Source organism: Paraburkholderia sp. EG287B (genome assembly GCF_040965595.1).
Lineage (GTDB): Bacteria > Pseudomonadota > Gammaproteobacteria > Burkholderiales > Burkholderiaceae > Paraburkholderia.
In genome coordinates, this window is record NZ_JBFRCG010000006.1 from 193,870 (window position 1) to 207,363 (window position 13,494).

A 13,494-nucleotide genomic window follows, 5' to 3' on the forward strand; every position below is an offset into this window, starting at 1 on the left:
GTGCGCCCTGCCTCCCATGCCGATGACCGACGACCAAGCTGGCCTTTTCCCGCTGCGCGTGTTCGATGCCGTGAAAGCACTCGCCTTCATCGGCGATCTGAGCATGGGCCAGCCCACCGATCATTCGCCGCGCACCGCATGGCTCGCGGCGCGCCTCGCGCAAGCCGCCCGGCTCGACGCGTCGACGATCGATACCGTGCGGGAGACGTCGCTGCTGCGCTGGTCGGGATGCACGGCAAACGCGGCGGGCTTCGCCGACGTTTTCGGCGACGACATCCAAAGCCGCGTCTCGATGCTGGACGGCCGCACAGACTGGGTCGCGCCACTCGACTCGCGTGGCGGTGCCGCGGCGGTGCTCACGCCGCTCGCGCAGACCCACTGCGAAGTGGCGGGCGAAGTGGCGCGCATGCTGGGCCTCCCGCTCGCAACCGAAACGGCGTTGCGTCATATCTTCGAAATGTGGGACGGCAACGGTGTGCCCGCGCATCTTGCACGCGAAGCCGTGCCGATGCCGGTGTTCGTCGTCGCGCTTGCCGGAGATCTGGAGATTTTCAGCCGCACTTACGGTGTCGAGCAGGCGCTCGGTCTCATCGCGCAACGCGCCGACACGCGCTATCCACTGCGGCTCGTCGAGACCGCGCAGCGCAGTGCGCCCCTTTGGCTCGCGGAACTGGAACATGCGTCACTCGCCGCGCTCGACGCTGCGCTGACGACCTCGCCCATGCAGCAGGCAACGTCGGCGGAGTTGATCGCCGACGTCATCGACCTCAAGCTGCCCTGGATGACCGGCTTCTCGCGCGCGGTCGCGGCAACGGCCGCCCGGTGCTGTGAACGTCTCACAACGGACAAGGCCGCGCACGAACGCGTCTATCGCGCAGGATTGATTCATGGGATCGGGCGGGCAGCGGTGCCCAACGGCATCTGGAATCTGAGCGCGCGCTTGCCCGCTAGCGCCTGGGAGAAGGTGCGCCTCGTGCCCTACTGGACGTCTCGCGCTGGCAGGCAGGCCGGCGCGCTCGGTGACGCGGCCGAACTCGCATCGTATGCGTATGAACGATTGGACGGCTCGGGTTATTTTCGCGGCGCGCGCGGCGAAGCCATGACGCTGGAGGCGCGCGTGCTGGCTGCTTCGGTGGCGTGGGTCGCGTTGCGCTCGGCGCGCCCGTGGCGAGCCGCGCTCTCCGACGACGCCGCCGCGCAACAGCTGCGCGACGAGGTCACGAGCGGCCGGCTGAGCGGCGAAGCGGTCGATGCGCTGCTGGCCGAAGGCGCAGTTGCCGTCAGGCGACCGATGAACAGCACGCCGCAGCGCTCGCCGCTGACGCCGCGCGAAATCGACGTGCTGCGTGCCATCTCGCGCGGTGCGAGCAACAAGGAAGCCGCACGAGAACTGGCGCTGAGTCCGAGCACAGTGCGCACGCACGTCGAAAGCGTGTTTCGCAAGTTCGAATGCTCCACCCGCGCGGCGGCGACACTCAAGGCATCGGCAATGGGCCTGCTTTAGCGATCATGCCGATGCGTTCCGGAAGAGAACGCCGCGCGTTGCCATGTCCGGTGGCAGCAACGCGTTGCTCTAGTGCAGGTTAATGGTTTTTTTCCCCTGCTTTTTTGGTGGTCTCTCACGCTTCCCGGATTTTTAGGTGGTCTCTCACGCTACCCCAACTTGTTTGATCTCCTCTGCTCCCCCGAATCAGGCATGACTCAGTCTATTTCTTGTCCCCCGGCTCTGGCCGCGAACCGATCCAGCAAACACTGCAGCCGACGCTCCTGAATGTGCAGGATCCCCGGTGTGGAACGGAGCTCGAGCACGCGGGAGTGCCAATAACTCGCACCGAAAATCGCCATCGCCTTGTCCGCGCTGATCGCGCTTTCGAGGTGAGCAATTGCCGTGTCGAGCGTGTGGACAGTGTAGGGACTCTGCGGCCGCCTTCCTGTCTCTGTCTTTATCTGAATCGTTTTCTCGCGCCCTGCCCGCTTGCCTCCCGCCTGGCTATCGCGCTCCTGCGAGAGCAGGGATTGCAGGCGCTGCTCATCGAGCGCGTCGTACCGGATGGAGTTGTCTCGCATCGCACGGTCTCCTCGTCGGCGATCGCTCACCAATTACCGTCGAGCATGTTCCGGCGCTCGCTGATGATGACCGTCGGGCCCGGATTGTCGTGATTAACCAGGGTCGCATCGGTGCACACGGTGCGGGCCGCTTTGGCGCCACGGCGGTGGCGTGCGACAGACTCCAGCAGGCTCAACGTGATGCAGAAACTCCGGTCGATCTGCTCGGTCCAGCACTTCTGGTCATAGGCGGCCAGCGCCTGCACGAAGACGTCGTAGATCTGGTCCGGAAAAGTCACGCCGCTCGACTCGATGCGGACCATGAGCGCCCTTGCCCGAAGCAGCTCGGCCAGGATCGTCGCGTCCGGCTGCGTGGCCGGTTCAGGCTCCGGCTTGCAAGGGCGTGCGCGCGTTTCGTCGTCCGACGCAAAGCGGAAAATATTCAGCAGGCTTTTGAAGTCGGGATGCGGCGTATGCATGATGGTGTCCCTCATCGTCCGAACTGCAGCGACTCCATCCTGCGCGTCCCGGGGCGCTGGCAAAACCGGCCATGGCGGGGGAAAAACGCCTCCAGAAGGCGGCCCCACAAGCGTCCCCCGCTATGGGGGGATCGCAACCTGCAGGATTACGGGTACAGTGGGGACGACTAGAGAGGCGCTCGATGGACAACCTGTATTTCCGGCACGTACTGCTCGTCGAAGACGAGGGCTTGACGCGTATCGCGATGAAGAGCCTGATCCTGACGTCGGAACCGACGCTCGACATCGACGAGGCCGGCTCGTACGACGCTGCTGTCGAACGGCTGCAGAACAAGGCTTACGACCTCGTCTTTCTCGACTACCAGATCGGGGACAATCACACCGGGCTTGATTTGCTGCGCTGGCTGCAGGAGAACGAGCGCGCGGCGCACGTGGTCATGCTGTCCGCGCAGGACGACCGCGAGACCGTGCTGGACTGCATCAAGAATGGCGCCGGCGGCTTCATCTCGAAGGCCAGCGAGGAAGGCGGTGCGGTGTTCCGGGAAGCCCTGCAGACGATCCTGAATGGACGCGTCTACCTGCCCAACAGCGTGCTCGGCAAGGGCGGCCATACCCCGCAGTCACCGGGTCCGAGCAAGGCCATTCCGATCGACTCGCTGAACCTTCCGCCGCGCCTCGCGCAAACCCTGGGCTTTGTCCTGCAGGGCATGTCGAACAAGGCCATCGCGCGCAAGATGAATATCTCGGAGAACACCGCGAAGGAGTACATCAGCGATCTGCTGAGCCGCTTCAACGTATCGCGGCGCACTTTCCTGATCGTCGAGATGGCACGCCGCGGCATCGAGATTCCCACCGTTGCGCACGCCCCGGCGGTCTAGGTCGCCCGCGCCGATGCCTCCGTCAATTCGAGCATGCGCGCAATCAGCAGGTCGGGAGCCAATGGCTTGCTGAGCACGCAGCGCTCGGGCAACACGCCCTGCGTGCTTGCCATGGCTTCCCCCGTCACCACGAGGCACGGCACGGGCCGCGCAACGTGCTCACCCAGCAGGCGGATGACGTCGTGCGCGGTCGAATTCTCCGGCAGCCGGTAGTCGCTGATCACGAGGTCCGGCACGCGCTCGATCGTCTGCAACAGTTCATCGAGTTCGGCTGCGGAGCGAACCGAATCGGACAGCACGCCCCAGCGTGCAAACAACGCCTCCATCGAGGCGCGCACCAGGCTGTCGTCCTCGACCAGCAGCACGTAGAGACCGCGCAGCGACGACGGTGACAGCGACGATGCCGCATCGGCGGGCGAAAGCGCGGCATCCTCGTGCGCGAATGGGTCCGCCACCGGCATGCGCACCGAAAAGCGCGACCCGTGACCCTCGATCGACTTGAGTTCGAGACGATGGCCCTCGAGCAGGGACACCACCGCATTCACGATCGACAAACCGAGTCCGAGCCCTTTCTCGCGGTCCCGCTCCGGGTTGCCGAGCTGGACGAACGGCTGGAAGATCGCATCCCAATGCTCCGACGCGATGCCGATGCCGTTATCGAGCACGTCGAGACGCACATAATTAGGCATACGGACCAAACCCACGAGCACCGTGGAGCGCCCTGCTTTCGCGGGATCCGAATATTTGATGCCGTTCGCAATGAGGTTGCTCAGCACGCGGGGAATCCAGTCGGCGTCGGTGCGTACCCATGCGGGCTTTTGCAGCGCCTTCGCATAGCGCAGCACGACGCCGCGGCTCGCCGCGAACGACGCGAGCTGCTCGACCGCCTCCTCGGTCACGCGGCTCAGGTCGACGCTCGTATAGGTCGGGTTGACGTGCCCCGATTCGAGCTTCGACAGGTCGAGCACCGCGTTGAACAGGCGTGCCGTCAATACCGACGCCTTGCGCGCTTCGCCGATCAGCTTGCCCGATGCTTCGATGTCGCGTGCTTCCAGCGCTTCGTCTGCCGCCGCGAGAAACAGGTTCAGCGCATGCATGGGCTGGCGCAGGTCGTGTGCGGCCGCGGCCAGAAAGCGCGACTTCGCCCGGCTCGACTGCTCGGCGGCTTCGCGCTGCTGCTCGCGCAAGGCGATCAGGGCTTCCGACTTGGTCTGCTGGTCGCGCCGCGCGCGCTCGAGGTCATGATGCTTTTGCGCGAGTTCGGCGTTGGCGCTTTGCAGCGCGGCGTTGCTCTGGGCCAGTGCCTGGACGGCGACATAGCGGTCGCGCACATGTCGCTCGGCATTCACGTTGACGCTATGCCCCAGCACGGCGACGTTCAACAGATAGAACATGCCCGCGGCGAAGTTGTCCGGCTCGACCGACTGGGTGACCAGTTGCGCCATCACGATCACGGCGATCACGCATGCGGTCAGCATGAGCGTCGCCTTGGCCCGCAGGCGCAGAAAGCCGAACAGATAAAAGAGAATTAAATAAAAGCCGACAAAAAAATGGGTGAAATTGAATGGGCGCGGGGCAAGGACCGTTTGCATCAACAGGCAAAAGCACATGAACGCCAGGCCCGACAGCAGGATCCAGTGTGCAACCTTGTCCCGATAAAATTCGAGCCTGAAGGCCAGCACGATGCCGACGGTCGCGCCGAGCGCACCGGCGCAACGGAACGCGAAAACCTCCGGGAAGTACGGCCGGAACACCGGACTGGTCTGCGCAAGGCTGATTTCCCAAAAGCCGAAACACACCCAGATCAGGGTTCCGAGCACCAGCGCCGCACGGCGAAAGTCGGCGAAGCGCCGGCCATACTCCTCCGTAAATTCCCGTTCGACCTGCGGATCCTCGAAGCGGGCAGGCCAGCAAAGCATATCGACCAGCCATGCGCGAACCGCACTGGGCGCATGCGAGCGTTTGAGGAATGCCGATTCCGTCGCCGATTGAAATCTGAATATGCTCATCGCATCTCGCCGGTATGCTCGCTGGCTAACGAAGCAGGAAGCACGTCTCGCGCTTAGGCATGCCAATCCATTCTAGCCGGTCACAGCCTGCCCCGCCCGCTTCCCCGCTGGAAGCGAGGATATCTTACGCCTGCGGACCACAAGAGATGTCATATAACATGGTGTTCGGCGCGCGACGATCCGGTATCGCGGCGGCTCTCTCCAGGCATCTGCGATACTTCGCATTCCTTCCGAATTTAGACAAAGCATACCGATGCCGGGGTCGAGGCGTTCCTCAATGTGCGACGTGGCCGGCCTCCCCTCCCAATCCACGCATCAATCTATTTCCCATTTTGAGCAGCATTCATCAGATGTTTCCTGCGCAACGAACGTAATGCCATGATTAAGCTGCAAAAATCGGCATACGCGAGGTTGCGCCAATCACACGAAAATGACGCTGGGATGGCCAATAAACTTTCAATTTCCTTTTTATTTAACGAAACTGAAACGGTGTTTTATCGCCATAAATGCGATCGTGTCATGTTTTCCCTCTAAGATCTGTCGCGACGTTTTCACGCAGCCTGGACTGGAGAACAGTATGGATCTGGCAAGAATCCGCCGCGATGCATTCGCGATGCCCATGCACAATCCCGCGTATCCGCGGCCGCCGTTTCGCTTCGTCAATCGCGAATATTTCATCATCACGTACGAGACCGATCCCGATGCGCTGCGCGCCATCGTGCCGGAGCCGCTGAAGGCGGAAAACAATCTCGTGCATTACGAATTCATCCGTATGCCCGACTCGTCGGGTTTCGGCGATTACACCGAAAGCGGTCAGGTGATTTCCGTACGCGATCCGCAAGGCCGCCTCGCGAATTACACGCATTCGATGTATCTCGACGACGAAGGCCCGATTGCGGGCGGCCGTGAAATCTGGGGCTTCCCGAAGAAGCTCGCGCGCCCCGTGCTCGCGGTCGATGGCAACGACACGCTGCTCGGCACGCTCGATTACGGCACGCAGCGCATCGCGACCGGCACAATGGGCTACAAGCATCACGTGCTCAACAGCGAAGACGAGCGCCGCAAGCTCGCCGACACGCCCAACTATCTCCTCAAGATCATTCCGCATGTGGACGGCACGGCGCGCATCTGCGAACTCGTGCGCTTCTATCTGCGCGACGTGACGGTGCGCGGCGCATGGAGCGGCCCGGCCGCGATCGAGCTGCATCCGCATGCGCTCGCGCCCGTCGCCGATCTGCCGGTGCGCCGAGTGGTGGGTGCACGCCACGTCATTGCGGACCTCACGCTCGATATCGGCGAAGTCGCCTTCGACTATCTCGCCGCGACATCGAGCCACGATGCCGCCCTCGGCGAACCCGAAGCCGAGCTCGCCTGATCCGTTTATCAATCGCTTTTAGTAAGGAATACATATGTCGTTGAAGGACAAGGTTGCAGTCATCACAGGCGCCGCGAGCGGCATTGGCGAACATTGCGCACGCACGTTCGCGAGCCAGGGTGCGGCGGTCGTGATCGCCGACCTCAATCTCGCGAACGCCGGCAAGGTGGCGGACAGCATCGTGGCCGCGGGCGGCAGGGCCCTCGCCGTGGCGATGGATGTCACCAACGAAGAAGCCGTGAATGCGGGGATCGACGAAGCGGCAAAAGCCTTCGGCGGGATCGACGTGCTCGTGTCGAACGCGGGCATCCAGATCATCAGCCCGGTGGACGAGTTCCCGTTTGCCGACTGGAAGAAGATGCTCGCGATCCATCTCGACGGCGCGTTTCTCACCACCAAGGCCGCGCTCAAGCATATGTACGGCAGCGGCAAGGGCGGCTCGATCGTCTACATGGGATCGGTGCACTCGCACGAGGCGTCGAAGCTCAAGGCGGCTTATGTCACGGCGAAGCACGGTCTGCTCGGCCTGGCCCGCGTCGTGGCGAAGGAAGGCGGTCCGCGCGGCGTGCGCGCCAACGTCGTGTGCCCGGGTTTCGTGCGTACGCCGCTCGTCGACAAGCAGATTCCCGAGCAGGCCAGGGCGCTCGGCATTTCGGAAGCCGACGTCGTCAAGAACGTGATGCTCAAGGACACCGTGGACGGCGAGTTCACCTCGCTCGACGACGTGGCCAACACGGTCGCGTTCCTCGCGGGCTTCGGGTCGCAGGCGTTGACGGGCCAGTCGGTGCTCGTCACGCACGGCTGGTCGATGCACTGAGCAATCAACGAACGAAGGGAGAACGTATGCGCAGCAGCAATCTAACCGCCCGCACGGAGCGCAAGCCGTTTGAGCTGCCGCGCTACGACGAAATCGCCCTTGTTTTGCAGGGCGGCGGCGCGCTCGGGTCCTATCAGGCCGGCGTGTTCGAAGGGCTCGCGCAGGCCGGCGTCGAACCGCATCGCATTGCGGGCGTGTCGATCGGCGCGCTCAACACGGCGATAATCGCGGGCAACGAGCCCGCGCGGCGCGTCGAAGCGCTGCGTGGTTTCTGGGAGTCGATCTGCCATCCGCTCGACTGGTTCGGCAACCTCGGCGCGCTCGCCATGCCGATGTTCAGCCAGCAGGAATTTTCGCGCCGTTGGGCCAGCATGTGGGCCGCGGGTCGCGCGCTCACCGAAGGTCAGCCGGGCTTTTTCGCGCCGCGCCGCCCGCTGCCCGTCGCGGGCTGGCAGAAGGCGACGCCGAATGCGGTGAGCTACTACGACACGGCCGCACTGAAGTCGACGCTGCAACGTTTCGCCGATTTCGACCGCATCAACGACGGCCCGATCCGCGTTTCCGTGGGCGCCGTGAACGTGCGCAGCGGCAATCTCGTCTATTTCGACAACGCGAAAATGCGGCTCGAGCCCGAGCACTTCATGGCGTCGGGCGCGCTGCCGCCGGGCTTTCCGGCCGTGGAAATCGATGGCGAGTATTACTGGGACGGCGGCCTCGTGTCGAACACGCCGCTCACGGAGGTGCTGCGTGACGCGGACCACAAGGACACGCTCGTATTCCAGGTCGATCTATGGAGCGCGAGCGGCAACGTGCCCGCCGATTTTCTGGACGTGGCCGAGCGCGCCAAGGACATTCAATATTCGAGCCGCACGCGCGCCATCACCAACATGCTTGCCGATCGGCAAAAGCACGCGCGCTTCATCAAGGAACTCCTCGAGCACGTGCCCGCCGAGGCGCGCCGCAGCGATCCCCTCTTCCAGCTCGCGGAGAAGGTGGCCGATGGGTCGTCGATCAACGTGGTCCATCTGATCTACAAGAACAAGCCTTACGAAGGGCATTACAAGGACTACGAATTCAGCGCCGACACCATGCAAGAGCACTGGTCGAGCGGCGTCGAAGACATTCGCGCGTCGTTCGCGCAACCGGACTGGTTCGCGATCCCGAGCCGCGAGCAAGGCTTCGTCACGCACGACATCCATCGGCGCGCGGGCGAAGTGCCCGAGTCGGATCGCGCCGAGCTGAGCGCGGGCGCATCGGGACAGGTGGATCTGACTCGCAAGGTCGCGTAGGCGTAGCGCAAGAGCCGACCCGGCGTCGGGCCCGCGCCCGAGGGTTTTCCTTGACGCCGGCCCGGCAACATCGCCAATGGTTGACCGACGGAGGACGTGCTAGGCTCCCTTCAAACAACTCCGGAGACAGCGATGCCGTTCATCTGCGAAAACGTTGAATGTCGTGCCGTACTGGCTCGCGGTCAGGTCAGAGCCAGTCACGAGGACGACGGGTGGTGTTTCTACTGCCCGGACTGCAAGACCCGGAACGAGTTGAAGGATGTCGGCATCCCCGGCGGTCCTGCCGAGTTGGTTCAGCCGGAACGATCCGGCCCCCCGCACAGGATCATCGCGACGGCTCGCCCCCTCGAGGACGGCGGCTACGCAGCGCAATTGCGCGTGCAAAGGGCGCTCGCGATAAAAGGCACCTACGCGGTCGAGGAGCGCTGGGAGCAGCTCGGCGTGTTCCCGAACGCGCAGGAGGCCGTAGCGCATGCAAATACTTTCGCGTCCGAACTGCTGAAGGCCTGATCGCAGGCGGCCCGGAGGATCGATTACCCGGGCCGAAAGCCTCAACGCGAAGCCATCGTGCCCACCGGACCGGCTTTCGGCACGACCACGTCGTCCTCCGCTTCGAGCGGCGCCTGCAGATCCCGTTCGTCCAGTTCCCACACCACCAGTTTGGGCGGCGTCTGGGCGTACGCGGCGCTCGCGAAATACGCGCGCGCCGAGCCGCCGAACTTGCCGCCTTCGCGCGCGAAATTCCCCACGCCCTGGCCTGATGCCAGCGCCAGCTGCGGCACGAAATCGGAGGTCGTCGAATATGAGGTGCCGATGACCGCGATGCCCGGCAGATCGGCATCGCCGAACAGATCGTCGGCCGACGCGGCCGCCTGGGCCACGTGAAGGTACGCCCGGCCAGTCACGATCTCCGCTCGCGGCTGCCAGGAGACCGGCAACGCATCGAGGCCGGCCAGCCGCACGAGGTCGCCGGGCCGCCGGGCGGGCGCCTTGTCGGCCACGCGGTAGCCGGGCTGGCTCGAACCCGGCGGCTCGTCCAGCGCCCGAATGCGCTGCGCCACCGCGCGCGCCGCGGCGCCCGCGCCGTCCTGGGTCCAGTGCGTGTCGGTCCGGAAAAACGCGTCGCCCGGCACGCCGCGCAGCGCCGGGCCCAGGTCCACCACGGGCACGCCAACGGCGGCGAGACGCGCTGTCCAGTCGCCCAGACGCGCACTCAGCGATGCCGGCCGATACAGGCCGCATAGATGCTGCGGTTCGATGCGCGACTTGTCGGGCACCACGGCAACGAGCAACGCAATGCCGTGACGCGCCAGTTCGCGCTGCACGGCGGCGACCGTCGCGGCGCGCGCCGCGAGATGGCGCTCTGCGTCGGGGTACACGTTCAGTTCGTCGCGCAGGAACAGCCAGCCGGGGCAGCCCTGCCGCACGCGCGGGCCCAGATCGCCCAGCGCCAGCCAGCCCAGCGCGCGCTGCATGCGCGCGGCGTCGGCCGCGATCGGCGTATCGGCCATACGGCTCGCGAGTTCCTTCGACACCGTGCCGTCCAGCATGCCCGCACGCGTGACGGCGTAAGGCAACAGCGATGCCGTCGTCGCCGCGAACCGGAGATTGAAGAACAGGCCTGCGAACAGGAAGCCCATCAGCATGACGGCGACGATCTTGCCGGCGCGCGTAGCGGGTAGTTGCGGTAGCGGCTTGGGATCTTCCATGGCGTCAGAACTGGAAGTAAAGGAAAGGCACCGCGCCGCGCGCGACGATCAACCCGAACGACAGCAGAAAGCCCGCGAGCGGCCACACGGCCTGCCACAGCCGGCCCGGCGCAGTGTCCGCGAGGCGCTCCCAGCGCGATTGCCAGACCGGCAGCAGCACACAGACGATGCCCAGCGCGGCGGCCAGCCCGTGCACGGGGCGCAGCAGCACGATCGTGGCGTCGCTGAAGCCGATTCCGTTCAAGCCGAACTGGCCACGGTACATGGCGAGCGCCGCATGGAAACCCACCGCGCGGAACAGCGTCCACGCGAGCATGACGAAAACGAGCGTCAGCCCGTGCGATAGCCACAGCGGCACGGCGGGCATGCCGGCGCGCCGCCAGAGGCGCGCCACCGTCAGCGCCACGCCGTGGGCGATCCCCCACAGCAGGAAGTTCCAGCTATCGCCGCCGTGCCACAGGCCCGCGATGGCCATGGTCAGCAGCAGGTTGCGGCAGGTTTGCCACTCGCCGTCGCGGTTGCCGCCCAGCGGGATGTACAGGTAGTCGCGAATCCAGCTCGACAGCGACAGGTGCCAGCGGCGCCAGAAGTCCTGAATGCTGCTGGCGAGGTACGGATGGTCGAAGTTCTCGGGGAAGCGAAAGCCCAGCATCTGCCCCAGCCCGATGGCCATGGCGCTATAGCCCGCGAAATCGAAGAACAGCTGCAGCGTGTAGAAGCCGCATCCGAGCCATGCGTCCGCCAGCGTGGGCGCATGCATGGCGAACACCGCATCGACGATGGGCGACAGCGTGTCGGCCACCAGCACCTTCATGCTCATGCCCACCATGAGCCGCCGCGCGCCGGCCGCAAAAGCGTCCCAGTCGACCGTGCGCGACGCCAGCTCGCGCTTGACCCACGCATAGCGGATGATCGGCCCGGCGATCAGGTGTACGAACATTCCCTGATAGGCCCCATAGCGGATCACGCTGCGATCGGCCGGGACCGTGCCGCGCTGCACGTCGATCAGGTACGAAATGGATTGCAGCACGATGAAGGACAGCCCGATGGGCAACACGACGTGCTGCCACGGAACCGGCCCCGCGTGGCCTGCCGCCAGCACGTTGTCGAGGCTGTCGACCACGATGTTGGCGTACTTGTACCAGCACAGGATCGCGACGTTCACGACGATGAAGACCGCGAGCCAGCCGCCGCGCGCACGCGGGCTCGGCGCCCGGTCGATGACCACGCCGCCGAACCAGCCGCAGAAGGTCAGCGCGATGAACAGCAGCAGAAAGACCGGGCTCCACCAGGCATAGAAGAACCAGCTGCAAAAGAGCAGCACGCCGTTGCGCCAGCGGGCCGGCGACACGACGTAGATCGCCAGGAAGACCGGCAGAAACAGCGTCAGGAATTCGAGGGACGCGAAGACCATGCGATCAGCGGCTCACCGCGTCGTTCGCGAAGAAGATGCGCGACTGCGCGCCGGCCGGCACGAGGAACACCGTGTAACGCTGGCCCGCCGCGAGCGTGCCCAGGTTCAGCGGCTGGCCCACCGGCTGCCCGCCGCAGGCCAGTTGCACCGACAGCGCGACCGGGTTGACCTGGCGGCGCTTGCTCTGCCCCGCGGCCACGCCGTCGAGCAGCACGATGTCGCGGCCCGGCACTTTCAGCGTGGGCGCCGCGCAGTGCGCATCGAGGTTGTAAAAGCCCACCGAGGCTTTGAGCGCGTTGAAGTCGTCCGGCTTTTCGCGCACCGTCACGACCTGCGAATGCGCGCCCTTCTGCGCCCCGTCTAGCGCGACGATGCTAACGAACTCGCCGGGCTTCACGGTCGCGCTGACGTCCTGCTGCGCGCCGCCGCCCGTCAGCGTGCCGGCCACGGGTTTGCCCGCGGCAATTGGAAAGAAGCGGCTGGCCGGGTTCGCGGCATCGAGCGTCAGGCGCGCTTTCGAACCTGCCGAGGTCACATCGACGGGATGCGATCCGCCATCGACGAAACGCACGAACGACGCATCCTCCGCCGGACCGCTCGGGTACAGCGGGATATCGGCGGCGATGGCCGGTTCAATGACGAACGGCGCGCCAAACGGTGCGGCCAGTTGCGCGGCCAGCGCGAAGCCGGACAGCGCAAGGCCGCGAACAACGGAACGCAACGGCTGGGAAAGGACGTTTTTCATTGTTTTTCTCAGACTCTCGATGTGGACGAAGCAGCGGCGGCAGTGCCTTACCTGTGCTGCACGACCGGTAGCTTGACCAGCGCCTTCATGATGTCCGCGCCCCAGTACTTGTAGCCGGTCGTCGTCAAATGCTGACCGTCGACCGTCGCCCATTCGCCCGGCTTCGAAAACGTGAGCGAGTCGATGTACTGGCACGGCGCGACGTTGGTGGCGAGGAAGGACGAAAGCTGCTTCACGCGCGCAAAGCTCTTCTGGTACTTGCCGCCTTCCGAGCCCCACGCCGGCCCGACCCAGATGCACGCCGTCTTGCTGGCCGCCAGGTCTTGCGTGAGCGCCGTGACCTGCTGCCACACCCAGCTCTTGGGAAAATCGTCCTTGCCGTAGCCGCCGATGGTGTCGCCTTCGACGATGATGACGAGGTTGGCCTTGTTCGCTGCGACGAGTTGATCGATCGGCTGCGTCTTCGCGCTGTGATCGACGACGAGCGGCGCCTTGCCGTTGCGCGTGGCGCCGCCGCAGGTGCCCGGCACCGACTTCACCCAGTCGCCCGGCACGCTGCCGCACACCCCGTAGGTGTGCACCTGCGCACCGGCGGCGATCAGCTGGTCCTGCAACGTGTCGATGAGATAACCGGGCTCGCTCAGATGGCTGTCGCCAATCATGAGAATGCTGAGACCTGCAAGTACGGAAGCAAGCATGAACTTGAAACTCCTGAAAAACGATCGATCTGCGA

Annotated in this window: 13 protein-coding genes; 6 read left to right on the plus strand and 7 right to left on the minus strand. The window is 64.9% G+C overall.

The window, feature by feature from the left end; all coding sequences use genetic code 11:
• Window positions 1–22: 22 nt before the first annotated feature.
• Window positions 23–1,504 carry an HD domain-containing phosphohydrolase gene (locus tag AB4Y40_RS12375; RefSeq protein ID WP_368687914.1) on the plus strand — a complete coding sequence of 494 codons (1,482 nt, stop codon included), beginning with the start codon at window positions 23–25 and terminating at the stop codon, window positions 1,502–1,504.
• Window positions 1,505–1,701: 197 nt separating this feature from the next.
• Here the strand turns inward: AB4Y40_RS12375 and AB4Y40_RS12380 are convergent, their stop codons facing one another.
• Together AB4Y40_RS12380 and AB4Y40_RS12385 are read right to left on the minus strand one after the other, a co-directional pair.
• On the minus strand, window positions 1,702–2,067 hold the full coding sequence (locus AB4Y40_RS12380) for a hypothetical protein (RefSeq protein ID WP_368687915.1): 366 nt from the start codon (window positions 2,065–2,067) through the stop codon (window positions 1,702–1,704).
• Between the two features lie 26 nt (window positions 2,068–2,093).
• Window positions 2,094–2,540 (minus strand): hypothetical protein, encoded by a 447-nt coding sequence (locus tag AB4Y40_RS12385; protein ID WP_368687916.1) that lies wholly within the window; start codon window positions 2,538–2,540, stop codon window positions 2,094–2,096.
• Between the two features lie 167 nt (window positions 2,541–2,707).
• Here AB4Y40_RS12385 and AB4Y40_RS12390 point away from each other — a divergent pair, with 167 nt between their 5' ends.
• Window positions 2,708–3,403 carry a response regulator transcription factor gene (locus tag AB4Y40_RS12390; RefSeq protein ID WP_342921697.1) on the plus strand — a complete coding sequence of 232 codons (696 nt, stop codon included), beginning with the start codon at window positions 2,708–2,710 and terminating at the stop codon, window positions 3,401–3,403.
• Here the strand turns inward: AB4Y40_RS12390 and AB4Y40_RS12395 are convergent.
• Entirely contained in the window at window positions 3,400–5,412 is a 2,013-nt protein-coding gene (locus AB4Y40_RS12395) for a hybrid sensor histidine kinase/response regulator (protein WP_368687917.1), read from the minus strand. The two genes, AB4Y40_RS12390 and AB4Y40_RS12395, sit on opposite strands and share 4 nt — an antisense overlap.
• A gap of 577 nt (window positions 5,413–5,989) precedes the next feature.
• Between AB4Y40_RS12395 and AB4Y40_RS12400 the strand changes: the two genes are divergently transcribed.
• From AB4Y40_RS12400 to AB4Y40_RS12415, 4 genes are all read left to right on the plus strand, one after another.
• Window positions 5,990–6,787 (plus strand): acetoacetate decarboxylase, encoded by a 798-nt coding sequence (locus AB4Y40_RS12400; protein ID WP_368687918.1) that lies wholly within the window; start codon window positions 5,990–5,992, stop codon window positions 6,785–6,787.
• Between the two features lie 34 nt (window positions 6,788–6,821).
• Window positions 6,822–7,604, plus strand: coding sequence for a 3-hydroxybutyrate dehydrogenase (locus AB4Y40_RS12405; protein WP_368687919.1), 783 nt, complete (start codon window positions 6,822–6,824; stop codon window positions 7,602–7,604).
• Window positions 7,605–7,630: 26 nt separating this feature from the next.
• Window positions 7,631–8,893: a DUF3734 domain-containing protein gene (locus tag AB4Y40_RS12410; RefSeq protein ID WP_368687920.1), complete on the plus strand. Its 1,263-nt coding sequence runs from the start codon at window positions 7,631–7,633 to the stop codon at window positions 8,891–8,893.
• A 132-nt stretch (window positions 8,894–9,025) separates the two neighbouring features.
• The gene (locus AB4Y40_RS12415; RefSeq protein WP_368687921.1) at window positions 9,026–9,403 is read left to right on the plus strand and encodes a hypothetical protein; all 378 of its coding nucleotides are present in this window, start codon (window positions 9,026–9,028) and stop codon (window positions 9,401–9,403) included.
• 41 nt (window positions 9,404–9,444) lie between these two features.
• Here AB4Y40_RS12415 and AB4Y40_RS12420 read toward each other — a convergent pair whose 3' ends face one another.
• From AB4Y40_RS12420 to AB4Y40_RS12435, 4 genes are read right to left on the minus strand one after another with little or no spacing between them, the layout of a single operon-like run.
• Window positions 9,445–10,602, minus strand: coding sequence for a cell division protein FtsQ (locus tag AB4Y40_RS12420; RefSeq protein ID WP_368687922.1), 1,158 nt, complete (start codon window positions 10,600–10,602; stop codon window positions 9,445–9,447).
• Window positions 10,603–10,606: 4 nt separating this feature from the next.
• The gene (locus AB4Y40_RS12425; protein ID WP_368687923.1) at window positions 10,607–12,016 is read right to left on the minus strand and encodes an MBOAT family protein; all 1,410 of its coding nucleotides are present in this window, start codon (window positions 12,014–12,016) and stop codon (window positions 10,607–10,609) included.
• Between the two features lie 4 nt (window positions 12,017–12,020).
• The gene (locus tag AB4Y40_RS12430) at window positions 12,021–12,761 is read right to left on the minus strand and encodes a cell division protein FtsQ (RefSeq protein WP_368687924.1); all 741 of its coding nucleotides are present in this window, start codon (window positions 12,759–12,761) and stop codon (window positions 12,021–12,023) included.
• A 47-nt stretch (window positions 12,762–12,808) separates the two neighbouring features.
• On the minus strand, window positions 12,809–13,459 hold the full coding sequence (locus AB4Y40_RS12435; RefSeq protein ID WP_368687925.1) for an SGNH/GDSL hydrolase family protein: 651 nt from the start codon (window positions 13,457–13,459) through the stop codon (window positions 12,809–12,811).
• Between the last annotated feature and the right edge of the window lie 35 nt (window positions 13,460–13,494).

Coding starts and splice junctions, on each gene's coding strand:
- AB4Y40_RS12435 (WP_368687925.1), bottom strand. CDS start 13,459: ATGCTTGCTTCCGTACTTGCAGGTCTCAGCATTCTCATGATTGGCGAC.
- AB4Y40_RS12375 (WP_368687914.1), top strand. CDS start 23: ATGACCGACGACCAAGCTGGCCTTTTCCCGCTGCGCGTGTTCGATGCC.
- AB4Y40_RS12430 (WP_368687924.1), bottom strand. CDS start 12,761: ATGAAAAACGTCCTTTCCCAGCCGTTGCGTTCCGTTGTTCGCGGCCTT.
- AB4Y40_RS12420 (WP_368687922.1), bottom strand. CDS start 10,602: ATGGAAGATCCCAAGCCGCTACCGCAACTACCCGCTACGCGCGCCGGC.
- AB4Y40_RS12405 (WP_368687919.1), top strand. CDS start 6,822: ATGTCGTTGAAGGACAAGGTTGCAGTCATCACAGGCGCCGCGAGCGGC.
- AB4Y40_RS12425 (WP_368687923.1), bottom strand. CDS start 12,016: ATGGTCTTCGCGTCCCTCGAATTCCTGACGCTGTTTCTGCCGGTCTTC.
- AB4Y40_RS12380 (WP_368687915.1), bottom strand. CDS start 2,067: ATGCGAGACAACTCCATCCGGTACGACGCGCTCGATGAGCAGCGCCTG.
- AB4Y40_RS12390 (WP_342921697.1), top strand. CDS start 2,708: ATGGACAACCTGTATTTCCGGCACGTACTGCTCGTCGAAGACGAGGGC.
- AB4Y40_RS12410 (WP_368687920.1), top strand. CDS start 7,631: ATGCGCAGCAGCAATCTAACCGCCCGCACGGAGCGCAAGCCGTTTGAG.
- AB4Y40_RS12415 (WP_368687921.1), top strand. CDS start 9,026: ATGCCGTTCATCTGCGAAAACGTTGAATGTCGTGCCGTACTGGCTCGC.
- AB4Y40_RS12395 (WP_368687917.1), bottom strand. CDS start 5,412: ATGAGCATATTCAGATTTCAATCGGCGACGGAATCGGCATTCCTCAAA.
- AB4Y40_RS12385 (WP_368687916.1), bottom strand. CDS start 2,540: ATGAGGGACACCATCATGCATACGCCGCATCCCGACTTCAAAAGCCTG.
- AB4Y40_RS12400 (WP_368687918.1), top strand. CDS start 5,990: ATGGATCTGGCAAGAATCCGCCGCGATGCATTCGCGATGCCCATGCAC.